The organism is Corynebacterium pilosum DSM 20521 = CIP 103422, assembly GCF_000373805.1.
Lineage (GTDB): Bacteria > Actinomycetota > Actinomycetes > Mycobacteriales > Mycobacteriaceae > Corynebacterium > Corynebacterium pilosum.
On record NZ_KB892438.1, the window covers coordinates 240599 to 264315 of the forward strand.

Genomic DNA, 23717 nt, shown 5'->3' on the forward strand with positions numbered 1-23717 from the left:
TGGGAGGATTGTTCATGGCTGATCACGAGGCACAGAACGCCGACTCTAACTTTCCGCTGATTCGCGACGGTGTCGCGTCATACCTGCATGACTCTGACCCAGAGGAAACTCGGGAATGGATGGATTCCCTGGACGGGCTTCTCGACGAGTCCTCTCCCGAACGTGCTCGTTACCTGATGCTGCGCCTCTTGGAGCGTGCCTCTGCGAAACGTGTCCCACTGCCATCTCTGACCTCCACTGACTTCGTGAATACGATCCCAACGGAGCTGGAGCCAGAGTTCCCAGGCGACGAGGAAATTGAGAAGCGCTACCGCCGCTGGATGCGCTGGAATGCTGCCATCATGGTGCACCGCGCTCAGCGCCCTGGCATTGAGGTCGGCGGGCACATCTCCACCTACGCTGGTGCGGCCCCTCTCTACGAGGTGGGCTTCAACCACTTCTTCAAGGGCAAGGACGCCCCTCAGGGTGGCGACCACATCTTCTTCCAGGGCCACGCTTCCCCTGGTATGTATGCTCGCGCCTTCCTCGAGGGTCGTCTCACCGAGGATGACCTTGACGGCTTCCGCCAGCAGGTCTCCCGCCCGCAGGGTGGTATTCCTTCCTACCCGCACCCGCATGACATGCCGGAGTTCTGGGAGTTCCCGACCGTGTCCATGGGTATTGGCCCAATGAACGCGATCTACCAGGCACGTTTCAACAAGTACCTGCAGGACCGTGGGATTAAGGACACTGACCAGCAGCATGTTTGGGCATTCCTCGGCGACGGCGAAATGGATGAGCCTGAGTCCCGTGGTCTGATCCAGATGGGTGCTCTCTACGGCTTGGACAACCTGACTTTCGTCGTGAACTGTAACCTGCAGCGCCTCGACGGCCCTGTGCGCGGTAACGGCCAGATCATCCAAGAGCTGGAGTCCTTCTTCACCGGCGCCGGCTGGAATGTGATCAAGGTGGTCTGGGGCCGCGAGTGGGATGAGCTGCTGAACAAGGACGAAGATGGTGCTCTTGTCAACATCATGAACACCACCAAGGATGGCGACTACCAGACCTTCAAGGCCAACGATGGTGCCTACGTCCGCGAGCACTTCTTCGGCCGCGATGAGCGCACGCTGAAGCTGGTCGAGGACATGACTGACGACGAGATCTGGGCGCTGCGCCGCGGCGGCCACGATTACCGCAAGGTCTATGCCGCTTATGACCGTGCTTTGAAGACCAAGGGCAAGCCAACCGTCATTTTGGCCCACACCATTAAGGGCTACGGCCTGGGCCACAACTTTGAGGGCCGTAACGCGACCCACCAGATGAAGAAGTTGACCTTGGACGATCTGAAGCTGTTCCGCGACAAGCAGCAGATCCCCATTTCTGATGAGGAACTGGAGAAGGATCCGTACCTGCCGCCGTACTACCACCCTGGTGAGGACGCGGAAGAGATCAAGTACATGCTGGAGCGTCGCAAGGAGCTTGGCGGCTCGCTGCCAGAGCGTCGCGTGCAGTACACCCCGCTTGAGGTCCCAGAGATGAGCACGTTTAAGTCTCTGCTGAAGGACTCGGGTAAGCAGGAAGTGGCCACCACCATGGCGCTGGTGCGTACTTTCAAGTCGCTGATGCGCGATAAGGAGATCGGCAAGCGCGTCGTCCCAATCATCCCGGACGAGGCCCGCACCTTCGGCCTGGACTCCTGGTTCCCAACGCTGAAGATCTACAACCCATACGGCCAGAACTATGTGCCGGTGGACCACGATCTGATGCTGAGCTACCGCGAGGCCACCGACGGCCAGATCCTCCACGAGGGCATCAACGAGGACGGCTCCACCGCCTCCTTCATCGCGGCTGGTACCTCCTACGCCACCCACGGCGAGCCGATGATTCCGATGTACATCTTCTACTCGATGTTCGGTTTCCAGCGCACCGGCGACGTTTTCTGGGCGGCCGCCGACCAGCTGACCCGCGGTTTCATCATCGGAGCTACCGCCGGCCGCACCACGCTGTTCGGCGAGGGCACCCAGCACATGGATGGCCACTCCCCGATCATCGCGTCGACCAACCCGAACGTGATCCAGTACGACCCAGCATTCGCCTACGAGCTGCCGTACCTGATCCGCGAGGGCGTGGACCGCATGTACGGACCGGATCGCGGCGAGGATGTCATGTACTACCTCACCGTCTACAACGAGCCGACCCACCAGCCTGCTCCGCCAGAGAACTTGGACGAGGAAGGCCTGCACAAGGGCATCTACCTCTTCGACGATAAGTCGGACGAGGGCGAGCACCAGGTCTCCCTGCTGGCTTCCGGTATCGGTATGCAGTACGCGCTGCGTGCCCAGGAGCTGCTGAAGGAAGAGTTCAACATTGGCGCGTCCATCTACTCGGTCACCTCTTGGGTGGAGTTGGCCCGCGATGGTGCAGCAAAGAACGTCGAAAAGCTCCGCAATCCTGCTGAGGATCCAGAGGAGCCATTCGTGACGAAGCAATTGAAGCAGACCTCCGGCCCATACGTCGCTACCTCGGACTTTGCGACGGACTTGCACGAGCAGATCCGCCCATACGTCCCAGGCGAGTACTACGTGCTGGGTGCCGACGGTTTCGGTTTCTCCGACACCCGCGAGGCTGCTCGCCGCTACTTCAACATCGACGCGGAGTCCATGGTTGTCGCAGCGCTGATCGGCCTGGCTGAGGAGGGCAAGATCGATATCTCGGTCGCCGCCGACGCAGCCAAGCGTTACAAGCTCGACGATCCAACCTCCGTCTAGGAGCTAGGCGCTTAACGACGAGCACCTCCGCCCCACATCGCCACTCGCGCGGTGTGGGGCGGACCTTTTATCGAACCAAACCCACGAGCCGCTGGATCGCCGCAGTGACCACGTCCGGAGCTTCCAGCGGGAGCATGTGCCCAGCGTTCGGGATGACCTGCAGGTAGGATTCCGGCCAAATGTCCTGAATGCGTTGAGCCTGACTCAACGGCGTCACATCGTCCTGCGCGCCCACCAGCACGTATCCCGGCACGCCTGCCAGCGCAACACCTGCCTGCAGCTCTTCGTGTTCTTGCAGGTCGTCGAAGAAACCCACGTAGGTTTCTAGCGGGGTTTCGTGGATCATGGCGGCGTGGAAGTCGATCAGTTCATAATCGGTGTCGCGGTGGAAGATGGTCACCGCCAGCCCCGGGGCGATGATCTTGGTGACCTCGTTGCGGAATTTATCGGCCTCTTCGGGCGCGGCCTCGACGGCGTTATAGACGGCGTCGGCGGCCGGGGTGGCCAGGATCTGCGGAATCCCCTGGTCACTCAGCGCCTCCACGGACGCATTAATCAACACCGCACCCGCCGCGGTGAACTCGTGCCCATAACGACGAATCAGGCTCAGCGCCACCAGCCCACCAAGCGAATGGCCGACCACGATCACAGGCCCGCGCACCTCACGCTCACGCATCACGGCCCACACATCGTCGGCTGCCTCGTCGACGCTGCACCGCTCCGGTCGCACCGCACCGGTTTGGCCATGGCCCCGCAGATCCATCAGAATCTGGCGCACTCCGCTGCCACGCAGCGCATCAACCTGCTGGTAGAACGCCTCCGCGGCAAGAGTGAAGCCGTGAATATACACCACGGTTATATCGGCATCCGGCTCGCCCACCTCATACCAGTGGACGGGGATATCGTCGTTAAGCACGATGCCCTGCGCGGACAGGTTCGTCAGGCCGGGCTTGCGCTCTTGGGCGTGCAGGCGGCCACGCGCGAGGGCGAGGTTGCGGCGCCCGCTGGGGGTCAGTGCGCGGGCGTAGTCGGCGGGGTTTCGCATGCGAATGACTTTAGCGCAGCTGGGTAGACTGGCTGGCATGGAGCTTTCGCAACGCTTGAACCTTGGCAAACTTGCAGACCTGGGCACTGCGCCTGACCAGCCCGGCGCGGACGCGTCGCTGGATACGATGGGTCAGGTCGCAGCGCTGATCGAATCGGTGGCCGGGGTGGAGGCGGACGAGGTCACGGCGGAGTCCACCGCGGATAGTTTGGGGATTGATTCGCTGGCGCGCATTGAGCTGATCGTGCGCGCGGAGGAGCAGTTTGGGGTGCGTATCGACGAAGAAACCGCGTTGAGCTTTGACACTATTGGTGATCTGGTTGCTTACCTCGCGGACAACGAATAGTTAGGCCAAGATAGGGAGTATGAATGCTCCCATTTCCTATCTGACTGACATGGACGGCGTCCTCATCAAAGAGGGCGAGCTGATCCCCGGCGCCGACGCTTTCATCGAGGCGCTGCGCGATAACAATATTCGCTTCATGGTGTTGACGAATAACGCGATGAGTACCCAGCGCGATCTGTCGGCGCGCTTAGCGACGATGGGCCTGGATATTCCGGAGAACAATATCTGGAGCTCTGCTGCCGCCACCGCCAGCTACCTGTCTTCGCAGGTACCGGTGTCCACGGCCTATGTGATTGGCGAGACCGGGTTGACCACTGCGATGCATGAGTCTGGGTGGATCTTTACGGATAATGATCCGGAGTTTGTGGTGCTGGGTGAAACGCGGACCTATTCTTTCGAGGCGATCACCACTGCGTGCAACCTGATCATTGGTGGTGCGCGTTTCATCTGTACTAACCCTGATGTCACGGCGCCTGGTCCGCAGGGTGTGCTGCCTGCGACGGGTGCGGTGGCCGCGATGATTACGGCGGTGACTGGGAAGGAGCCGTACTATATCGGCAAGCCAAACCCGGTGATGATGCGTTCTGCTCTCAACCACATCGGCGCCCATTCTGAGCGCGCCGTGATGATTGGCGACCGGATGGATACGGACGTGAAGTCTGGCCTAGAGGCCGGCATGCGCACGATTCTTGTGCGCTCAGGCATTTCCGACGACGCCGAGATCCAGCGCTACCCCTACCGCCCCACCACCACTATTGGTTCAGTAGGCGACTTGGCGGATCACATCTTGGACCCGTTCGGGGACGGCCACTATATCAACATGGCCAACCGTGGCGACGAGTACCAGGACTCCCACTCCGACTAGGCCTGGTACTTAGGCCTCCACCACGCTGGCGCGGAAGCCGTAGTCGTGTGCCAGCTGCTCGAGCGCTGCGGTGAATTCGGATGCCTCGGGAGCCGTGATGACTTCGCGGCAGCGCAACCCGCGGGCGCCAAAAGTGGTGGTGTCGCGCTGCCAGCGGGTGAACCAGGTGATGTCCCAGATGTCGATGCCTGGGGTGTTCTCTATTTCTGCTGGTGGCAGGTAGTCGGCCATGAGGTTTTCGACGGTGCCGCGCAGGTGTACGGGCATGCCGGTGATCTGCAGGACGTAGGTGCGCTGCTGCGCTGCGTAGTGGTGCTCCGCCTCGTCCGTGATCCTCGCGGGGGCAGGTGCGGCCAAAGTGGTGGTCATGTGGGGATCCCTCCGTAAAAGAAGTAGGCACAGATGCCACATCCCGCACGAAGCATGGCGGGATGCGTTTCTATGAGACGAGGTTCGTCTTCCCCAACGGCCTCAATAATCTCACTGTTGTGGTTTCGATTCTGGCTTCACTCCCACCCCATCGGCAACCCTAAAGTTGCACTTCATCCCCCGTTTATTCAACCTTCACTTGAGGTTGAGCGCGCGATTTTTGCGCGACGCACTCGTCGTAACGCGCGTACGGTGGGGGCCATGAGCAATCACAAAGACAAACTTCAAGAGATCGTGAACAAGGTAGACACCCGCCTCTACATCGGCGGCCAGTGGCGCGAGGGCTCGACCGGCGAGACCTTCGACGTCATTAACCCCGCCACCGGCGACACCTTAGCAACCATGGCATCGGCGACCTCTGACGACGCCGTTGCAGCCCTCGACGCAGCATGCGCCGTACAGAAGGACTGGGCGCGCACCGCCCCGCGCGAGCGCGCCGAGATCCTGCGCTGCGCCTACGAGTTAGTCATCGAACGCACCGAAGACTTCGCCACCTTAATGACCGCCGAAATGGGCAAGCCCTACGCCGAAGCCGAAGGCGAGGTGACCTACGGCGCCGAATTCCTGCGCTGGTTCTCCGAAGAAGCGGTGCGCCTCAAGGGCGAAACCTTCGAGATCCCCGAAGGCGGCAACCGCGTGATCACCCAGCGCAAGCCGGTCGGACCCTGCCTGCTGATTACGCCGTGGAACTTCCCGCTGGCGATGGCCACCCGCAAGGTCGGCCCCGCCGTGGCCGCCGGCTGCACGATGGTGCTCAAGCCCGCGAAGCTCACCCCGCTGACCGCGCAATACTTCGTCCAGACCATGGTCGAGGCCGGCCTTCCAGAGGGCGTGCTCAACATCGTCGCCTCCAACTCCGCCTCCTCCATCTCGGAGCCACTGATGGCCGATAAGCGCCTGCGCAAAGTCTCCTTTACCGGCTCCACCGCCGTGGGCAAGCAGCTGCTCAAGGGTGCTGCCGACAACGTGCTGCGCACCTCCATGGAGCTGGGCGGCAACGCACCGCTGCTCGTTTTCGACGACGCTGACCTCGACGCCGCCGTCGACGGTGCCATGTCCGCCAAGATGCGCAATATCGGCGAGGCCTGCACCGCCGCCAACCGCCTCATCGTCCACGAGTCCATCGCAGAAGAGTTCTCGAAGAAGCTCGCTGACCGCTTCCGCGAACTGAACGTGGGCAACGGCCTGGACGAGGGCGTGGATGTCGGCCCGCTCGTCGAAAAGTCCGCCGTGGAGAACGTGCAGGAGCTTGTCGACGACGCCCTGGAACTGGGGGCCACTGCCACGGTCGGTGGATCCCGCATCGAGGGCGACGGCTTCTTCTTTGAACCCACCGTGCTAACCAAAGTGCCCACCCAGGCGCGCGTGTTCAACGAGGAAATTTTTGGGCCCGTCGCCCCCATCTACACCTTCGCCGACGAAGAGTCCGCCTACGAGATGGCCAACGACACCGAATACGGCCTCGCCGCCTACGTGTTCACCAAGGACTCCGGACGCTTGTTCCGCGCCTCCGAGGCTTTAGAGTTCGGCATGGTCGGCTACAACGTCGGTGTCACCTCCAACGCGGCGGCACCTTTCGGCGGTGTCAAGCACTCCGGCCTGGGCCGCGAAGGTGGCGCCGAGGGCATCGAAGAGTACACCGAGCTGCAGTACATCGGGTTCAAGGACCCGTACGCTTAGCCCCGAGAAGTTAGCTGGCGAGCATCTCGTCGATAAGCGCCGTGTTCGTCTCCTGCCACAAAGGCTTGGCCCAGTCGCCGAATTTTTCGTCGGTCAGGCAGACCATGCCGGTACCGGCGAGTTCGTGCTCGCTCCACGCGGGGATCAGCCAGGCATAGGAGCCGCGCATGCCGAAGTGGCCGACGGTATCGGCGGGCATGTTGTCGCCCGTCCAGTGCGGTGACTTCTCGCCTTTGATTTCGAAGCCCAGCCCCCACGGGTTGGGTTTTTGCATGCCGTAACCAGGGACGATGCCAATCAGGTCCGGGTATTGCACGGTAAAGGCCTCGCGCACGGTCTGCTCCGCAAGCAGCTTCGGCTCCAGCAGTTCCTGCAAAAATAGCGACATGTCGGCTACCGACGATCGCCCGTCATGGCCCGGCGAGCCCCAAATCTCCGTGTCTTTCATCCCCAACGGCTTGAACACGCCCTCGCGCGAATAGTTCTGGAAGGACATGCCGGTTTCTTCCTGCACGATATAGCCCAGCCACTCGAAGCCGGCGGAGGAATAAATGCGGCGCTCCTCCACGCCTTTGCGCACCTTCATCTCGCTCATCGCCACGCCAGAAGCGTGCGCAAGCAGGTGGCGCACCGTCGAGCCCTCGGGCCCGGCCGGGGTGTCCAGCTCGAACACGCCCTCCTCCACCGCCATCAAAAAGGCGTACGCGGCCAAGGGCTTGGTCACGCTCATCAGCTCGAAGACGCGGTCTTGATCACCGTAAGATGCCTCGTGCGTGCCGACGATCGCCGCCGCAACATTGTCGGGCGGCCATGATTCGAGGTGCTTGTGAAGATCCATGCCCACGATCCTAGCCTGCGTGGAGAGCGCCTAGTCCTTGTGCTTGGCTGAGTCCTCGGTGGCGTCGGTGTCTTCGTCGTTGGAGTCTTTTGTGCCCAGCGTCCACTGTTCGTCCGAATCGGTCCGGGCGTCGTCGTCAAGCAAGACGTCCAACGCGTCCTCGAACTCCTGGCGTTCCTCCGCGGCGGTCTTTTCGGCCTGATCGGCGCTCTGTGGCGTTTCCTCATCGCCCTGGCGGCGCTTGCGTCGTTGCAAATCTTTCTCCATTTGCTCATGCCTCCAGCTGCGCACGCGCGAAGGCTCGATGCGCCTACCGACGCGACGGCCGCGGTCTTCTGCCAGCTTCATCAACTCGCGGACCTGAGAGGCCGTCATGTTCACCGGGGCGAAATCCGAACGCGCGGGGATATACCAACCGCGCCAGTAGGACAACATGGCCAAGGCGATGGCGAAGAGTGGTGAGATCGCCATGCCCAGCAGGTTCAGGCCGAAGGCGTCAAAAATCACCATGGACACCGCAGAGACCAGGGCGGGCACCGCGTAGAGCTGCTGGGAGGTGAAGATGCTGGGAACGCTGCCGATCACGACGTCGCGAACCATGCCACCGCCGACGGCCGTGACCACCCCCATGAACACGCACGCGACCACCGGCAGGTTATAACTCAGCGCCTTCACGCAGCCGGTGACGGCCCAAAAGCCTAAGACGATGGCGTCGGCGTGGAACTTGAACAGTTCCCACAGCTTGCCTTTGAAATCGGTGAGCGCCGCGACCAGCGCGCCGCCGAACGCGAGGATCAGGTATTCCTCGTTCGCCATGGCGGCCACCGTCCCCTGGCCGATCATCATGTCGCGTAAAATACCGCCACCCAGTGCGGTAAATAGCGAGAGGAATAAAAACCCGATGATGTCGAAGTTACGCTTGCGCGCAATCGTGCCGCCGACGATTCCCATGAGGAATACGCCGGCGAGGTCAAGAAATCGATACAGAGCTTGAACGTTAGGTGCGAGATCTTCCACGCATACCAGTGTAAGGGTGCCGCCGAAAGGTGGCACGAAGTGGTCTTCGGGCTAACGCACGTCGACGAACTTCTTCAGCACCCAGGAGCGCACCGCGATCAGCGCAAGCCCGATCACGATGGCAAGCACGCCGATGGTGATAAAGAAAGAGCGCTCCGCATCGGCAGAGGTTGGGTCATAGAACCCGCCCAGGGTGCCCGAGAGCGCGGTACCAGCGGAGACGGCCATCAGCCACACCGCGAACAGGCGAGATTCGAAAGCTTGGGGTGCCACCTTCGTCGCCAAGCTATTGCCCACCGGCGACAGCAAAAGCTCACCCATGGTGAACAGGAACAGTATCCATACGACGACCCACAGCGGCGTGGAGTTCTCCCCACCACCAGCGAAAGGCAGGAAGAAGAATAGCGAGCAGCCGATGATGATATTGGCCACGCCGAACTTCACCGGCGAGGACCACTGGCGCTTGCCCAGCTTCGTCCACATCGCGGCGAACACGCCCGAGAAAATGATGATGAAGATCGGGTTGAAGGACTGCACCTGGCCCGGCTGCAGCTCAATGCCGAAGAAGTTGCGGTCCAGGCGCTGGTCCGAGTACACGGCCAGGATGGTGAACTGGGACTGGAAGATCGCGAAGAACGCGATGCCACCGATCAGCAGCGGGATGTAGCCCACCAGCCGCGACTTCTCCAGCGGCGTGGTCAGCTCAGAGTTGTACATCTGGACCAGCAACACCACGATCGCAGCCACCGCAATGATGGCAGTAATCGTCGATAGCCACTCCACGCGCACCACACCCGTGGCGATCAGCGAGACAGCAACCACGACCAGCACCAGGGCGCCAACGCCCCACTTCCAGTAGTCGGAAGCCGGCAGCGGGTTGGGCACCTTGTGGCCGGCCTCTTTGATCGTCGTCTTGCGCATGCCCATGTACTGCAGCAGGCCGATCGCCATACCGACCGCCGCCAGACCAAAGCCCCAGTGGAAACCGGCCATGCCGAAGACCCAGCCGGTCAGCAGCGGGCCAAACAGGGCGCCGATGTTCACGCCCATGTAGAAGATGGAGAAGCCCGCGTCACGACGAGGGTCCTCGCGCGAGTACAGCTGGCCAAGCACCACCTGGGCCGACGTCTTCACACCACCGGAACCCAGCGCGATGGACACCAGGCCCAGTGCCAGACCAAGGTAGCTAGGGATCACCGCAAGCAGAATGTGGCCCACCATCACGATGACCGCCGACCACATCAAGGTGCGCTCCGGGCCGAGGATGCGGTCCGACACCCAGGAGGCCACCAGCGAGCACATGTACACCAGCCCGCCATAGGCGCCGACAATCGACAGCGCCTGGGCCTCGCTCATCCCTAAACCGCCCTCGCTGACGGAATAGTAGAGGTAGAACGCGAGGATCGACTGCATGCCGTAGAAACTGAAACGCTCCCACAGCTCCACGCCGAACAGGTTCGCGAGCCCCCACGGCTGACCAAAGAACCGCTTCTCTTCGCCGCCCGCTCGCGTGGACGGATCAATCACACTACTCATTCCTCAATATTTACTCTTCAAACATTAAAAGGCCTATTCCTCACACGCCCGCCACCCCACACACTTTTCGCTACAGTGCCTACTAAACACCCCTTGCACGAAAGGACCCACCATGCTGATCACCAACGCCCGCCTGCCCAAACACGACGGCCTCTGGGATATCAGCATCGAGGGGACCAGGATCTCGTCGATAAGCGAATCCTCAAGCCAGACCCCGCGCGACCCGCAGGTGGGCGACGAAAACACGCCCAGCCCCCAAGTCGAGTTCTCGGGCGAGCGTATCGACGCCGCCGGACGCCTTGTCGCGCCGCAATTCATCGAGGCGCACGTGCACCTTGATTACGCGAACACCAATGGGATTCCGCGGCCGAACCACTCCGGCACGCTCTTTGAGGCGATCGAGATTTGGGGCGAGCGCAAAGACGGTGGCCTGCACAAACAGGAAACGATTTATAACAACGCCAAGCAGGCCGCGCTGTCCGCGATGAGCCACGGCGTGGGCTATATCCGCACACATGTGGACGTCACCGACCCCACCTTTGCCGGCCTGGACGCGCTGGTGCAGCTGCGCGAGGACCTGAAGGATCAGGTGTATATCGAGCTGGTCGCCTTCCCCCAAAACGGGATGTACGCCTATGAAGGCGGCGCGGCGCTGGTCGAGCAAGCGCTGGAGCGCGGGGCGAGCGTGGTCGGCGGGATCCCCCACTTGGAACCCACGCGCGAGCTGGGTGTCCAGTCCGTGAAGCATGCCTTTGATCTTGCCGAAAAGTTCGGCGCGCGGGTGGATATCCACTGCGATGAGATCGATGACCCGCAGTCCCGATTCGTGGAGGTCATGGCCGCCGAGACCACTCAAAGGTCCATGCAGGAGCACGCCAACGTCTCCCACGCGGTGGCGATGAGCTACTACAACCCCGGCTACATGCAGCGCCTGCTGCCGAAACTGCGCGAATCGCAAGTCACTTTTGCCGTGTGCCCGAATGAGAACCTGCACCTGCAGGGCCGCGGTTGGCAGAACCCTGTCCCGCGCGGTGTGGCCCCGGTGCGCGAGCTGACGGAGCAGATGATCCCGGTGGCGTTTTGCCAGGATTCCATGGCGGACCCTTTCTATCCGCTGGGTAATGGGGATTTGATGCGCATCGTCGATACTGGCCTGCACGTTTCCCACATGCTCACCCCGCAGCACATGGATTCCTGCTTGGACTTCATCACCACCAACCCCGCCTATAATTTGGGCATTACGGATCACTATGGCATTGAGCCCGGCAAGGACGCCTCCCTTGTGATCATCGACGCCGCCACCCAGCAGGAGGTGCTGCGCCAGGGCTCCACCATCGTCTATTCCATGCACAAGGGCCGCGAGATCTTCCGCGCGAAGCCGGCAGAGGTAACCTGGGCCTAATATGCAGATTCGTGATTTCCAACCATCCGACACCCCATTCGTCTTCGACCTAATCAACGAGGGTTTCCACGTCGATCACCGCTTCAGCTCGCGCGTGGGCACCTTCCTAGACATTTACCTCAATTCCGCCACTTTGAGCGCCACGCATTTCCGCATTGCGCTTATCGACGATCAGCCTGCAGGATTGTTGATCGGCCGCATTAAGGGGGATCCGGTGTTGCCGGGCCGGTTGAGGAAAATGGGTGCGATCGTGCGGGACTTGGCGCGCATTGTGCCTGTGTTTGCGCGCGAATGGCCCGGTATTAAGGACTGGCTGACCGAGATGATTGTGTCCTTTGGCCTAATGCGCGATATGCAGGCACGCAATATCGAGCCGGACAATGAGGTGATTCTGTTCGTCGTTGGCTCTGAGACCCGTGGCAGTGGCGTTGGCAAGGCACTGTTCCAAGAGTTTGGGGAAAAGGCCGGCGAGTTCTATTTGTACACCGATTCCCTGTGCACCTGGCCGTTCTATGAGAAGCGCGGAATGAGGCGAGTGGCCCAAGCCCGGCGCGATTCCCCGCTTTATGAGGACCCCGTGGACCACTTCATCTACGCGTACTAACCCCGCCCGCGCGATTTGGCCGACAAATCCTTCCCTTTTTCTAAAAATCGTTCGATTCGTCGGCCGAATGTGCTCTTTCCCGGCGCGCACCGAGTCTGTCAGTTAGATTGAGGAGACACGGATCAACGTTTCGGGGGAAACATGGGAAAAATCTATACACGGGAAGAACTGTGCGCTCATGTGGGCATCGGGGTGCGGGCGTTTCGGACCCTTTTGAGAAGCGGTGAGATCACCAAACTTGACCACGGCTTTTATGCCTTAGGTAGACTGAGCGCGAATGAATTCGCGGTCGCGTTGCTAAAGATCCACCCCGAATGGGTCCTGACCGGGGTGTCCGCCTACCAGTTCCATAACAAGGCGCGCCTCACCTTCCCTCTTCAATTTCGCGCGCCCAGGACCGTGAAAACGCGCTCAAACGCTAAATTTCGCGTGCGCGGGCACCGGCACACGGTTGCCACGCAATTCGGGCAGACCCGAGTGGTGCCGCCAATTGTTGCAGCCTGGGATGCCAGGGAGCAGATCTCCGCGCACGATTTGGCCGATTTCCTTGAAAACGCCTACGCAAAGAAGCAAGGCAAGCACAACCTTGAACTGCATTTGTCCTGGATGGGGCACGTGCCCAAAGACCTTCGCGCGTATATTTCGACCCTTTCCATCGGCACAGATAGTAAGACCGAGCGAAAGTTCTTTCACGCTCTAAAGCGTAGAGGCCTGGACTTTGAACAAAACGTGCTCATTGGCCCGTATATGTGGGACTTCCGGAGCAAAAGGTTCAAACGGCTATTGATTGAGATCGGGGCGTTAAAAAACTCACCGCGATCTTTCCACCACTGCCGGGGAGAAGGCGCATATCAGGGACTCTTGGAAGCTCAACGATGCCGCCCTCAATGGCTATGTTGTTCTTCAATTCACCGCGAAATGCATTGATGAAGAGCTGGAGCGCTGCCTCGACATGGTTGAGGACACCATTGCCGTCATGGAGGGTGCCTCCCCGCGGCGCGAATGGGCACCGGTGTGGCGCTGGCATTCGTGGATACAAAGGCTCGACCGGTTCGGCTGGGCCGCCTAAACCACCAAAGGCACATTCGGCCGACAAAACGGGGGATTTTTGGGGATTTCACCCGTTTTGTCGGCCAAAAAGCGCGTTACAGGCTTAGGGCAGGTGCGGGCCCCACGATTTTAGGGTGGTTCCCTCCACATCGAGCAACACGCGGCCCGACGACACCGTGACCAACTGGGCGTGCACCCCAAAAACATCCCTCAGCGCATCGGGGTTCAAGATCTCTTCGGCCGGGCCGGCGTCTAGGAGGATTCCGCCCTCACCGATGAGTGCCACGGAGTCGCAGAACCTAGCGGCCATCGCAATGTCATGGATCGCGATCAGGATGATCACGCCGTGCTCGCGGGCGAAGTGGTTGAGCAGGCTCATCAGGTTGTACTGGTGCTGCAGGTCAAGGTGGTTATTGGGCTCATCCAACAGCATGTGGCTGGCCTGTTGGGCCATTGCACGCGCCAGCATCACCCGTTGGACCTGCCCACCGGATAGTTGGGAAAGGGGTCGGTCAGCCAGGCTGGTCACATCGGTGTGGCTCATGGACTCGTCGACGATTTCCTCGTCCCGCTCAGTCATCCCACCCCACAAGCCCTTGCCGGCAGTACGGCCAAGGGTAACGATATCGCGCACCGTCATAGAGATCGGCGGGCCAGAGTACTGGGCGATATAGGAAAGCACTTCCACGCGCTCTGATCTTGAATAAGAACGCAATGGTTGATCGTCGTAAAGCACCGTGCCAGAAAAGTCCTGGACACCGGCGATGGCGCGCATCAAGGTGGACTTGCCGGCGCCGTTGGGGCCTACGATGCCGTAGACGCCCGGTGTGTCGAAGTCGAGCGAGATGTCGCTGACCACTGTCTTTGAGCCGTAGGTGACGGCGAGGTCGCGTACGGTGATGGTCATCGTTGACGATCCTTTCGGCGCAGCACGACGAAGAACAGGGGCACGCCAATCAGGGCCGTGATCACGCCGACGGGGATCTCCTGGGGTGCGAAGGCAACGCGGGCGCACGCGTCGGCGATCACGAGGAAAATCGCGCCGACCAGGGCGGAGAGTGGGATCAGGGAGCCGTGCTTCGGGCCGACGATGATGCGCACCGCGTGGGGAACGATCAGGCCGATGAAGCCGATGGCGCCCACGGCGGAGACGGTGGCGGCGGTCAGGAGGCTCACGACGATCAACACCACGTAGCTGACCGCTTTGACGGGCACGCCCATGGTGTAGGCGATGTCGCCGCCTAGGGCCATGGCGTCGAGGTAGCGGGCGAGGGCCCAGAGGATCGCTAACCCGATGGCGCCTACGATCGCGACGATGATCAGGCTGTCCCACCGGGCGGCGCCCAACACGCCGAGCAGCCAGAATAGTGCGCTGCGGGTGGCGTCTGCGTCACCGAAGGCGGTGGTGATGAGTTGGGTGAGGGCGTCGAAAAGGAAGCCGACCAACACACCGGTGAGGACAAGGCGCGTGGCGTCTTCGGCTCGCCCGCCGATCAGGCCCATCAGGACGGCGAAGGCTAAGAGCGCGCCCACTGCCGCGCCGCCGGCAATGCCCCACTGCCAGGAGGAAAAGATCAGGGCCACCACGGCACCGGTGGAAGCACCGGCAGAGATGCCCAGGAGGTAGGGTTCGGCAAGGTCATTGCGCGTGATGGCCTGCATGACCACACCGCACACGGCGAGGATCGCGCCCACAAGAGCGGCCATGAGCACGCGAGGGAGGCGCAAGTCCACCAGGATCGATTCGCGCAGGGTGGAGGGCCGCGGAAAGGCGGGGTCTACGAACATCCCGGTGGAATGAGTGGCCCAGCCACGGATCTCGGCCAGGCTGACGGAGCTGACCCCCATCGTCATGGACACAACCATGACGATAAGAAGGAGAACAGCACCGATCAGCCCTGTAATGACGGCACGTTTCATCGATGCTGGATTACTTGTCGTCGAGGACGCCGTCGCGCAGCGCCTTGGCGATCTCCACGATCGCCTCGTGGGAACGCGCGGAGGCAGAGGTGGTTACGCCATCGATGACGATGTAGCGCTCATTTTTCACAGCGTCCAGGTTTTGCACGGCCGGGGTGGATGCCAGCAGCTCTGCCTTCTCTTGCCACGTGTCACCAGGGGAACCGCGCAGCGCCAAATCGCCCAGGATGATCACGTCTGGGTCGGCCTCAGCGATGGCCTCCCAGGAAACGGTGGGCCACTCTTCGTCGACATCTGCGAACACGTTGGTCATGCCAAACTTTTCGCCCATTTCGCTGACGATGGAAGGGCCGCCGGCAATATATGGATCGGACTCGTACGCCGAGTACAGCATCATGAACGTGGTGCCCTCGGGTGCCTGGGTGTCCGCGGCCTCCTGCAGCGCTTCGTCCTGCTTCTTGATCAGCGCCTGCGCGCCTTCCTCCTGGCCGAAGATCTGGCCAAGCTCGGTGAAGTCACGCTCCAGCAGCTCGAACTGGTCCTTGCCCTTGTTCTCGCCGTAGTCGCGGCATTCGGTGTTGTTGTTATAGGTGGGAACACCCAGCTGGGACCATTCCTCACGGGTACCCGCGCTGGCTTCTTCCCACGAGGTTGCGAAGGGAGAGAAGATAAAGTCAGTGTCCGCCGCGCGCAGCTGCTCGGAGTTCGCGGGATCGTCGCTGATCATGGTGAGGTTTTCGGTGGCTTCTTCAAAACCGGCTGGCGGGTAGGACTTGTGGTGGCTATGGCCTGCGATCTGGTCTTCAGCACCGATCATCAGCAGGGTATCCGTCGCGCCCTGTTCCATGGTGGTCGCGCGCTGCGGCGGGGTTTCCACCGTGAACTCGGTGCCGCAGTTGTCGATGGTCACCGGTTCGAAGTCAGCAGCGCTTTCCGACGACGCTCCCGCATTATTGTCTGCTGCCTCTCCCCCGCAGGCCACTAGGCTAATAGCGGTGGCGACGGTGAGCGCACCGAGAACCGATTTTTGTACTCGAGACACGAGAAAACTCCTTCAATTCAAACGTTCAATTGATCTTATAGGTGAACTCTACCTAAAGGTACGTCCATGGCCAACTTCGGACAGTTCGTCCAGCGCAACTACCCGATCACACACGTGGCGCAGCAAATCATGGTCGTGGGAAATCACTAACAGCCCCAGCGAACGGTGCTGGACCTCGTCGATAAGCCCGGCCCAAATATCGGCCTGGAGTAGCGCATCCATCATCGTGGTGATCTCATCGGCCACCACGAACTGGGTACGCGGATCCAGTGAGCGGGCGATATTAATGCGTTGCAGCTGACCGCCAGAAACCTCCAGCGGGTAGCGGCGCAGCCAGTCCTGTTCCACACCCATGCGGTTCAAAGTTTCTAAAGGGATCCCGCGAACTACTTTGTCCAGGCGCCAGCGCGCATCAATAGCGCGCTCCGGGTGTTGCTGGATCAGCTGCACCGGCAGGTACTCGCCCTGGCGCAAAGGCTGCCCGTTCACGGTGACTTCGCCGGAGTCCGGTTCCAACTGGCCGGCCATGATCCGGGCCAGCGTCGATTTGCCGGCGCCGCTATAGCCGTGCAGTCCCACCACTTCCCCGGCGGGGACCTCTAGGGTGGCGTTATTGAGGATCGGCACGTCCGAGTAACCAAAACTAATATTGCTCGCAAGAAGGCTCATCGCAGTGCTCCCCAGAATTGGTTGGCGGGTTGGGCGTCCCACAGCGCCTGGGTATAGGGCGTGAGTTCGCCGGACAGGTCGCCGGGGACGGTATCGACAAGTTCCCCGTCGCGGATGACGGCGATGCGATCGGACACGCGGGTGGCGGCGATCATGTCGTGGGTAATGAACAAAATGGCACAACCTTCGTCGCGAAGCTCGCAGAAAAAGTCCAGCACCAATTCGGTGGTTGCGGGGTCCAACCCGGGCGTGGGTTCGTCGGCGATGAGCAGGCGCGTGAGCTTCGGGTTGACCGTGGCCAAGGTGGCGCGGCGCAGCATGCCGCCGGAGAGTTCGTGCGGGTACTTATCGACGACATCCTCGCCCAGTCCGAAACGTGCCAGCTGGCTTACCGGATCCAGGCCATCCATGGCGATGAACCTGCCCATCGTGAGCGTGGGGTCGAAATGGTTCACGCCCTGGGGGACGTAACGCATGGTCTTATGGTCCACAACGATCTCGCCATCGACATGGGCGTTGACGGGCAAGAGGCCCAGGATCGCGTCGGCAAGCAAGGACTTACCACCGCCGGAAGCGCCGACGACGCCGAGGATTTCGCCTGCCGCGATCTCGACGGTCATGTTGCGCAGCGGTGTCGCGTGGCGGCGCTGGAACATGCCGGCGTACTGGTGGAAGGAGACGCTCAAGTTTTTCACGGTAAGTGCGTTCATCATGGGCCTCCTATTGGTGCCTAGTCGCCGGGGCGAGCAGGCCGCGGAGCAGCTGGCTGCAGGCCTCCAGCAGTAGGACGAGCACGAGCAGCATCACGATCGGGCCGGCGACCAGCCACCACTGCCCATTGGACAAGAAGCGAAGGCCTTCGCTCAAGATGATGCCCAGTGACGGGCGGCTTGGGTCGAACCCGAAGCCGAGGAAGGTCAGGGAGGACTCGTGCAAGATGGAGTGCGGGACCATGTACACGTAGCCGACCAGGATGTGCGGGACCAGCGCCGGGAGTAAGTGGTTGCCCACCACCCATCCGCTGCCGTGGCCGCGGGCGCGCGACATGGCCACGTAGGGTTCCTCGCGGACTTTGAGGATCTCGCCGCGGATCAGGCGGGCCAGCGGCGCCCATTGTGTGAGCCCCACGCCCAGGATGACACCGAGCGTGCCACCGCCGACGGCGAAGGAGATCAGCAGGGAGGCCACGATGTGGGGCACGCCCAGGGTCATGTCGACCAGCCAGTTGACCAGCCAGTCCGTCCACTTTGGTCCGATGGCGGCAAGGACGCCGAAGATGACGGAGACGACCACGGATACCGTCGCGGTGATGGCCGCCACCCGCAGGCTGAGGGTGAGGCCCTTGACGGTGCGGGCCATCATGTCGCGGCCCATCCAATCCGTGCCCAGCCAGAACTCACCGCTGGGCGGCAGGTTGCGTTGGCCCGCGGTGGGGCGGACCGAGGATTCTGGGTAGCTGGCGGCCAGAATCAGGATGAATGCCAGCCACGCAATGGCCAACACCAAGAACACGGCGAAGAGGACACGGTTGTTAAGGGTGCGTCGAGGCCGGTACAGCGTTGAGGGCATCTCCTGGCTCCTTTCCGTGCTTCTCTTGTGCCTGTTTGCTCTTTTTCATCCTGGGTTCCAGCGCGACGGCGATAATGTCCGCAAGCAGGTTGCCCACGAACACCACCACGGCGGTGATCACCACGGCACCCAGCAGGAGCGGCACGTCCCCGTTCAACCCCGCTTGGGTGATGGTGGACCCCAGCCCGTGGTAAGAGAACACCGTCTCTGCCAGCACAGAGCCGCCGACTAACGACGACAAGGTGGTGAACTGCAGCATGATCGCAGGAACGATGGTGTTACGGATGCCTTGGCGCCACACAATCGTCGCGGTGGACATCCCGCGCGAGCGGGCGAAACGCACCACGTCCGAATCCATGAACGCGACCATCGCCTGGCGGGTGTGCAGGGTCACTGAGGAAATACCCACCAACGCGACCGTGATGGCCGGCATCAAGGCGTGCCGGAAGCGGTCGGCGAAGGTGACCTCGTCGGAAAGCATACCCAGCGGTTGCGACATGCCGATGGGCACCCAGCCCAGGTAGACGGCGAAAATCATGATCAGCACCAGCCCGACGACGAAGGTGGGCGTGGAGGTGAGCAGGTAGGTGATCGCGACGATGATGCGATCCAGGATGCCGCCTTTGCGGGCACCCGCCAGCACGCCCAGGCCGTAGCCGATGACCGCGGAGAGCACCCAGGATACCGCCATGAGGATCAGCGAGTTACTTACGGCGTAGGCCAAGATATCGGCAACGTCGCGGCGGTAGATATAGCTGGTGCCCATGTCCCCGGTGAGAAGGCCACCGAGCCAACCGAAGTAGCGCTGCCACCACGGCTGGTCCTGCCCCCATAGTGCTGCGATCTGGGCGATCTGCTCGTCGCTTATGCCTTGCAGATCATTGATGTACTGCGCGATGGGGTCTATAGGCGAAAACTCCACCAGCAGGAAGGCCACCAGCGTGACGCTGAATAGCAATCCTGCTAGGCGGAGTATCGCGAATGCTAGCCGTTTCAGCTCCATTCCTCCACGTTGCGGAAGATCTGGAGGCCGTGGCCGTGGCCATGGATCAGCTCGCCGCCGAGGTCAACGTCGTCGGCAACGAAGAAGAGGTGGTCACGGCGCAGGATCCACGCCATGGAGACATCACCTTCTGGCGAAGCGTTGGCGCCGGCTTCCTGGCCTGCCTTCCAGTCCTCAATGGAGGCCTCGAAGTCCGCAGCGGTACGAGCGGACTCGAAGTGCTGGTCAACCTCCGGGTTGGAGTAGTTCGGCATGTTGTTGTAGGCGGTGTCGATCGCGTCAGTGGCGTAGGCGTCCCACAGTTCCTTCGGCGAGAGCGAGCCGAGCGCGAAGACCACGGACTTGGTCTTGCCCTCCTCATAGATCTCATCCCAGGTGACGTGCTCCGGCTCGAACTTGATGCCGAATTCCTCAGCCTGGACGACGATGGCTTCGCCCAAGTCAATACGAGTGAGGTCATTGGATGGAACCATCAGCGGGATGACCGCCTCCTGGCCGTCCTTGTCCACGGTGCCGTCACCGTTGGTGTCCTCCCAGCCAGCTTCCTTCAGCAGTTCCAGTGCCTGCTCGGCCTGGCCGTCGTCGAAGGAGAAGTCCACCTCCCATGGCAGGTCATCCGCCACGGACCAGGCAGGCTTGCCGTAGCCGTTGAGGACCAGCTCGCTGAGCTCCTCGCGGTCCAGGCCCAGGGTGATTGCCTTGCGGATTGCTGGGTCTGCGGTGACGTCGTTGCCGACCTCAACCTCTTCGCCCACAGTAATACCCGTGTTGCCGGATTCGGTGACAGGCAGAGTCAGCGCGAACGTATCGACGGACGGGCGTGCGTCCAGCTCCATGCCCTCAATCTGCTGGTCAGCGTTGTTGTGCGAGACCTTCAGCACGTCCACCTGGCCCGCGTTGGCAGCCGCGATCGCAGATTCCTCGTCTGCCAGCAGGAAGGTGAGCTTCTTGTAGTGCAGGTCCTCTGGGTAGTGCTCGTTGGCCTCCATGATGACCTGCTCGCCGACCTGCTTTTCGACGATCTTGTATGGGCCCGAGCCGATCGGGTCATCCGAGTAGTCCGGACCATAAGCGTGCTCCGGCACGATACCGATCAGTGCCGTCAGTGGGCCAAAGAGGCTGTCTGGCTCATTCAGCTCGAAGACGACGGTGTTGTCACCCTTAGCGCGGACCTCCTTGACGGTGGAGACGTCAAAGTTGGTGCCATCGTCGATAAGCATTTCGTAGGTGAACACGACGTCCTCGGCGGTGACTGGCTCACCGTCGGAGAACTTGAAATCGTCACGAAGCTGGAAGGTCCAGGTGGAGCCGTCGACCTCGTAGGACTCGGCGAGGTCGCCGACAAGCTCCATGTCATTCGTCCACTTCAGCAGGGAGGAGTGCAAGACCTTGTGCTCATTGTGGGTGCCCCAGCCCTTGGCGGGGTCGAATTCGGACTCGCCGAAATCGCCAAGCGCGAGGACGAGCTCATCGTCGGCGCGCTCTGCGGACACACCGGAGGCAGCGGAGCCGGACGCTGCCGCGCCCGAATTCGCATCGGTATCGGTGGACTCGGAGTTGCTGCAACCAGAAATCGCCAGAGACGTTGCGGTCAGGACTGCGCACGCAGCCAGGATGCTTTTACGCATTTTTCAACCTTTCATGATGGGATTGCCAGTGATCCTAACATTCAATCAAACCCTTGACAATGAGGCGATATGACCGCAACTTTACACATGCCACTAGCTGGGATTTCCCAAAAAGGTCTATCGGAAATTCCGCCACAGCAACCCGAAGAGAGCCGCGACCGCACCCATGCCTAGGACCGGGGCCAGCCACGACCACATGCTTGACGACGAGCTACCGCGCGCGCTGCCCGCCTCCTGCTCCGGCACGTCCTGGTCCGGCACCTCATACCCGGCCCCTCGCCCACAGAGAAGACCAGCTGCTGCGGGGCGGACTCATAGCGCGCCCCATCGGCGCCCTTTGCGGCGTAGCTGACATCAAAGGCATAGACGCCCGGCGCGCTAAAGGCCCAGTTGGTGTGCACGTGGGCGGGATAGTCGGTCTCGATCGCGTGGTCGCCGGCAGAGGAATCGGCAAGCACGTCGAGCTGACCAAAGCCTTGGTCGGTGAACACTCCCCACTGCGCTCCTTCGGGCACACTGACTGGCTCCAGTCGCAGGTCCACCCCGCCCTCAAACTTCGAGTAGTCCAGCGCCTGGGTGTTGTAGCCCGGCCAGATCAGTTCCCGGTTCTGGGTTTGCGGCAGCAGGTAGAACTCCGACCCCAAGAAATCCAGACGGTCCTGCTCCAGCACGCCGCGGCGCACAGTCCGCGCGCCTTCGGGGACGTCTAGGACGACATCATCAAGCGTCCGCATCACAGCCCCGTCCGCGTGGATTCCGGTCTCATCCTTCTGCCCTACAGTCAGGCCATCGTCGTGACCTGCAAGGATGTCCACATGCCCATGGTCGAGCACCAGCTTGTCGCCGCAGAATCGCGGTTCGCGTGACTTGGCCGGCGGTTGCGCGACATCGCTCAACGTGCCCTCCGCGATCACTGGCGCCTCAAGGTTCAGGGACTCCGTCAGCACCAGTTCAGCCGAGCCCGCGTGCACGGTCGGGTGCGCGTCCACCCGAAAACGCACAGTGGAGCCCTTCATCCACTCACCGTAAGGGATCAGCAGATCCGCCTGCCCACCATTAAAACCACTGTTGACCTCATACGTCGCTACCGTATCCTCCTGCGAGTCGTACACCCCGCCGGTAATGAACCCTGCCAGGTTCCGATCCCCCTCCAGCCGCATGCGCATCGCCCCTTCTCCGGCGGGCTCCAGCCTGGCGCGCAGCACCCCAGAATCCAGGTGCACCTCCTCCGCACTCTGCAGGACACGCTCAGTCCCCGTGCTATCCACCCAGGTATCGGCACTTTCCGACGTCTCCCCTACCGCACCTTGTTCGTAGCGCAGAGGATCGGAGATCCACCGGGCACCGGGTTCGCCGTGGTCCGGAGTGAACACCGCCTGGATATCAGACTCCAGCGGACCGAGAGCTTCGTCCCACTGCGCGCGGCCATCCACTACGTCCAGATCCGTGAGGAAGTAGCCGTCAATCAATAAGGTCAGCGTGCCATCGCCAGCACCTGGGGCGTGAAAGCCGATGGTGGTGTTGTGCTTTTCTGCAGCTGCAGAAAGTGACAGCGTATACCCTTCGGTTGAGCCGGCTGGGGCTTCGTCGTAACGCGCACGCAGCGAGGGCGTGGGATCGGGCTTGGGCGCCTGGCCGCCGACCTGGACTGCGAGCTTCTGCGGTTGAGAGGCGATGAGGTTGCCCTCGAGGTCACGTGCGGTCGAGCGGTACGTGAGCACGTAGCGGCCCGGCTTGGTAAACAGGGTGGAATTGTGCGTGTGCAAGCCCTTGTGCAGCTTGACGGATTTCGGCGAGACCGGCCCCGTGCCCAGGAGCCGCTCCGGGCCGGACTCATCGCCGTAGTCCGCGAAGAGTTCAACCTCTCCCGGCCCCTCGACCGCCAGCAGATCCATGGACGCGACTCCGCCCGCAAACTCCTCTGCAGGTAGCTGCACGTCCGCGCCGTAGCCCCACCAGATGGGATCCTGATTCCCGCCCGGCGTGCGCGGCGCCGTGTAGTAGACTTCACCGGGTTTACCCACATCAGCCATGGTGTTATTGGCCGGAAGCTCGTAGAGGTACTGCTGCTGCCCCGTACGCGCGTGGTAGCCCTTCCCCACCCACAGCGCCGCCTGGTCGAGCGGCGTGTTCTCCAAGGCGTGCAGGTCAAAGGTCTCGCCTGTCCAGTAGGTCTTGGGCGCATCGATGTGCATGCGCGTGCCTAGCGCTTTGCCGTCATCAGGCCCGGCGGATGCAGGGGGGCGTAACGACGAGCGATCCGAACAAAGTGGTGGCTGTAAGCACAGCGAGGTAACGAGTGGAGCGAGCCACGTGGAGTCCTTTCT

The 23717-nt window shown here is 61.7% G+C and carries 21 protein-coding genes; 7 read left to right on the plus strand and 14 right to left on the minus strand.

Annotated elements, in window-relative coordinates; all coding sequences use genetic code 11:
- Window positions 1-14: 14 nt before the first annotated feature.
- The gene (aceE, locus tag B097_RS0101085) at window positions 15-2747 is read left to right on the plus strand and encodes a pyruvate dehydrogenase (acetyl-transferring), homodimeric type (protein WP_018580687.1); all 2733 of its coding nucleotides are present in this window, start codon (window positions 15-17) and stop codon (window positions 2745-2747) included.
- A gap of 67 nt (window positions 2748-2814) precedes the next feature.
- On the opposite strand, the gene B097_RS0101090 is transcribed toward aceE, so the two are convergent.
- The gene (locus B097_RS0101090; RefSeq protein WP_018580688.1) at window positions 2815-3792 is read right to left on the minus strand and encodes an alpha/beta fold hydrolase; all 978 of its coding nucleotides are present in this window, start codon (window positions 3790-3792) and stop codon (window positions 2815-2817) included.
- Between the two features lie 37 nt (window positions 3793-3829).
- Here B097_RS0101090 and B097_RS13420 point away from each other — a divergent pair, with 37 nt between their 5' ends.
- Together B097_RS13420 and B097_RS0101100 are read left to right on the plus strand one after the other, a co-directional pair.
- Window positions 3830-4138, plus strand: coding sequence for an acyl carrier protein (locus B097_RS13420; protein ID WP_018580689.1), 309 nt, complete (start codon window positions 3830-3832; stop codon window positions 4136-4138).
- Window positions 4139-4157: 19 nt separating this feature from the next.
- Window positions 4158-5003 (plus strand): HAD-IIA family hydrolase, encoded by an 846-nt coding sequence (locus B097_RS0101100; protein WP_018580690.1) that lies wholly within the window; start codon window positions 4158-4160, stop codon window positions 5001-5003.
- 9 nt (window positions 5004-5012) lie between these two features.
- Here B097_RS0101100 and B097_RS13035 read toward each other — a convergent pair whose 3' ends face one another.
- A complete protein-coding gene (locus B097_RS13035; protein WP_018580691.1) occupies window positions 5013-5372 on the minus strand; it encodes a hypothetical protein in 360 nt (119 codons plus the stop codon).
- A 261-nt stretch (window positions 5373-5633) separates the two neighbouring features.
- On the opposite strand from B097_RS13035, the gene B097_RS0101110 reads away from it, so the two are divergent.
- Window positions 5634-7112, plus strand: a complete 1479-nt coding sequence (locus tag B097_RS0101110; RefSeq protein ID WP_018580692.1) for an NAD-dependent succinate-semialdehyde dehydrogenase — start codon at window positions 5634-5636, stop codon at window positions 7110-7112.
- A 10-nt stretch (window positions 7113-7122) separates the two neighbouring features.
- Here B097_RS0101110 and B097_RS0101115 read toward each other — a convergent pair whose 3' ends face one another.
- Genes B097_RS0101115 through B097_RS0101125 form a run of 3 tightly spaced genes read right to left on the minus strand, consistent with a single transcriptional unit; the run spans window position 7123 to window position 10503 of the window.
- Entirely contained in the window at window positions 7123-7950 is an 828-nt protein-coding gene (locus tag B097_RS0101115) for a serine hydrolase domain-containing protein (RefSeq protein WP_018580693.1), read from the minus strand.
- 30 nt (window positions 7951-7980) lie between these two features.
- The gene (locus B097_RS0101120; protein WP_081617982.1) at window positions 7981-8967 is read right to left on the minus strand and encodes a trimeric intracellular cation channel family protein; all 987 of its coding nucleotides are present in this window, start codon (window positions 8965-8967) and stop codon (window positions 7981-7983) included.
- Window positions 8968-9018: 51 nt separating this feature from the next.
- The gene (locus tag B097_RS0101125; RefSeq protein ID WP_051078005.1) at window positions 9019-10503 is read right to left on the minus strand and encodes a peptide MFS transporter; all 1485 of its coding nucleotides are present in this window, start codon (window positions 10501-10503) and stop codon (window positions 9019-9021) included.
- A gap of 112 nt (window positions 10504-10615) precedes the next feature.
- Here B097_RS0101125 and B097_RS0101130 point away from each other — a divergent pair, with 112 nt between their 5' ends.
- The 3 genes from B097_RS0101130 to B097_RS0101140 all read left to right on the plus strand — a co-directional run bounded on the left by B097_RS0101130 (window position 10616) and on the right by B097_RS0101140 (window position 13436).
- Entirely contained in the window at window positions 10616-11905 is a 1290-nt protein-coding gene (locus B097_RS0101130; protein ID WP_018580696.1) for an amidohydrolase family protein, read from the plus strand.
- Between the two features lies 1 nt (window position 11906).
- Window positions 11907-12509, plus strand: coding sequence for a hypothetical protein (locus B097_RS13040; protein WP_018580697.1), 603 nt, complete (start codon window positions 11907-11909; stop codon window positions 12507-12509).
- A 141-nt stretch (window positions 12510-12650) separates the two neighbouring features.
- Window positions 12651-13436 carry a hypothetical protein gene (locus B097_RS0101140; RefSeq protein ID WP_026254214.1) on the plus strand — a complete coding sequence of 262 codons (786 nt, stop codon included), beginning with the start codon at window positions 12651-12653 and terminating at the stop codon, window positions 13434-13436.
- Between the two features lie 226 nt (window positions 13437-13662).
- Here B097_RS0101140 and B097_RS0101145 read toward each other — a convergent pair whose 3' ends face one another.
- The 9 genes from B097_RS0101145 to B097_RS12260 all read right to left on the minus strand — a co-directional run bounded on the left by B097_RS0101145 (window position 13663) and on the right by B097_RS12260 (window position 23585).
- On the minus strand, window positions 13663-14466 hold the full coding sequence (locus B097_RS0101145) for an ABC transporter ATP-binding protein (RefSeq protein WP_018580698.1): 804 nt from the start codon (window positions 14464-14466) through the stop codon (window positions 13663-13665).
- Window positions 14463-15479 carry a FecCD family ABC transporter permease gene (locus tag B097_RS0101150; RefSeq protein WP_018580699.1) on the minus strand — a complete coding sequence of 339 codons (1017 nt, stop codon included), beginning with the start codon at window positions 15477-15479 and terminating at the stop codon, window positions 14463-14465. The genes B097_RS0101145 and B097_RS0101150 overlap by 4 nt, the downstream gene beginning before the upstream one ends.
- Before the next feature lie 10 nt (window positions 15480-15489).
- A complete protein-coding gene (locus B097_RS0101155) occupies window positions 15490-16521 on the minus strand; it encodes an ABC transporter substrate-binding protein (RefSeq protein ID WP_018580700.1) in 1032 nt (343 codons plus the stop codon).
- A gap of 48 nt (window positions 16522-16569) precedes the next feature.
- Window positions 16570-17190 (minus strand): ABC transporter ATP-binding protein, encoded by a 621-nt coding sequence (locus tag B097_RS0101160; RefSeq protein ID WP_018580701.1) that lies wholly within the window; start codon window positions 17188-17190, stop codon window positions 16570-16572.
- Window positions 17187-17903, minus strand: a complete 717-nt coding sequence (locus B097_RS0101165; RefSeq protein WP_018580702.1) for an ATP-binding cassette domain-containing protein — start codon at window positions 17901-17903, stop codon at window positions 17187-17189. The genes B097_RS0101160 and B097_RS0101165 overlap by 4 nt, the downstream gene beginning before the upstream one ends.
- A 7-nt stretch (window positions 17904-17910) precedes the next feature.
- The gene (locus tag B097_RS0101170) at window positions 17911-18759 is read right to left on the minus strand and encodes an ABC transporter permease (protein ID WP_018580703.1); all 849 of its coding nucleotides are present in this window, start codon (window positions 18757-18759) and stop codon (window positions 17911-17913) included.
- Entirely contained in the window at window positions 18722-19762 is a 1041-nt protein-coding gene (locus B097_RS0101175) for an ABC transporter permease (RefSeq protein ID WP_018580704.1), read from the minus strand. The genes B097_RS0101170 and B097_RS0101175 overlap by 38 nt, the downstream gene beginning before the upstream one ends.
- Complete coding sequence (locus tag B097_RS0101180) at window positions 19753-21390, minus strand: ABC transporter substrate-binding protein (RefSeq protein WP_018580705.1); 1638 nt, start codon at window positions 21388-21390, stop codon at window positions 19753-19755. The genes B097_RS0101175 and B097_RS0101180 overlap by 10 nt, the downstream gene beginning before the upstream one ends.
- Window positions 21391-21560: 170 nt before the next feature.
- Window positions 21561-23585 (minus strand): choice-of-anchor M domain-containing protein, encoded by a 2025-nt coding sequence (locus B097_RS12260; RefSeq protein WP_018580706.1) that lies wholly within the window; start codon window positions 23583-23585, stop codon window positions 21561-21563.
- Window positions 23586-23717 lie beyond the last annotated feature (132 nt).

Excerpts from the sequence above, each read along its gene's own strand:
- aceE (WP_018580687.1), top strand. The coding sequence starts at position 15 with ATGGCTGATCACGAGGCACAGAACGCCGACTCTAACTTTCCGCTGATT.
- B097_RS0101090 (WP_018580688.1), bottom strand. The coding sequence starts at position 3,792 with ATGCGAAACCCCGCCGACTACGCCCGCGCACTGACCCCCAGCGGGCGC.
- B097_RS13420 (WP_018580689.1), top strand. The coding sequence starts at position 3,830 with ATGGAGCTTTCGCAACGCTTGAACCTTGGCAAACTTGCAGACCTGGGC.
- B097_RS0101100 (WP_018580690.1), top strand. The coding sequence starts at position 4,158 with ATGAATGCTCCCATTTCCTATCTGACTGACATGGACGGCGTCCTCATC.
- B097_RS13035 (WP_018580691.1), bottom strand. The coding sequence starts at position 5,372 with ATGACCACCACTTTGGCCGCACCTGCCCCCGCGAGGATCACGGACGAG.
- B097_RS0101110 (WP_018580692.1), top strand. The coding sequence starts at position 5,634 with ATGAGCAATCACAAAGACAAACTTCAAGAGATCGTGAACAAGGTAGAC.
- B097_RS0101115 (WP_018580693.1), bottom strand. The coding sequence starts at position 7,950 with ATGGATCTTCACAAGCACCTCGAATCATGGCCGCCCGACAATGTTGCG.
- B097_RS0101125 (WP_051078005.1), bottom strand. The coding sequence starts at position 10,503 with ATGAGTAGTGTGATTGATCCGTCCACGCGAGCGGGCGGCGAAGAGAAG.
- B097_RS0101130 (WP_018580696.1), top strand. The coding sequence starts at position 10,616 with ATGCTGATCACCAACGCCCGCCTGCCCAAACACGACGGCCTCTGGGAT.
- B097_RS13040 (WP_018580697.1), top strand. The coding sequence starts at position 11,907 with ATGCAGATTCGTGATTTCCAACCATCCGACACCCCATTCGTCTTCGAC.
- B097_RS0101140 (WP_026254214.1), top strand. The coding sequence starts at position 12,651 with ATGGGAAAAATCTATACACGGGAAGAACTGTGCGCTCATGTGGGCATC.
- B097_RS0101145 (WP_018580698.1), bottom strand. The coding sequence starts at position 14,466 with ATGACCATCACCGTACGCGACCTCGCCGTCACCTACGGCTCAAAGACA.
- B097_RS0101150 (WP_018580699.1), bottom strand. The coding sequence starts at position 15,479 with ATGAAACGTGCCGTCATTACAGGGCTGATCGGTGCTGTTCTCCTTCTT.
- B097_RS0101160 (WP_018580701.1), bottom strand. The coding sequence starts at position 17,190 with ATGAGCCTTCTTGCGAGCAATATTAGTTTTGGTTACTCGGACGTGCCG.
- B097_RS0101165 (WP_018580702.1), bottom strand. The coding sequence starts at position 17,903 with ATGATGAACGCACTTACCGTGAAAAACTTGAGCGTCTCCTTCCACCAG.
- B097_RS0101170 (WP_018580703.1), bottom strand. The coding sequence starts at position 18,759 with ATGCCCTCAACGCTGTACCGGCCTCGACGCACCCTTAACAACCGTGTC.
- B097_RS0101175 (WP_018580704.1), bottom strand. The coding sequence starts at position 19,762 with ATGGAGCTGAAACGGCTAGCATTCGCGATACTCCGCCTAGCAGGATTG.
- B097_RS0101180 (WP_018580705.1), bottom strand. The coding sequence starts at position 21,390 with ATGCGTAAAAGCATCCTGGCTGCGTGCGCAGTCCTGACCGCAACGTCT.
- B097_RS12260 (WP_018580706.1), bottom strand. The coding sequence starts at position 23,585 with ATGCACATCGATGCGCCCAAGACCTACTGGACAGGCGAGACCTTTGAC.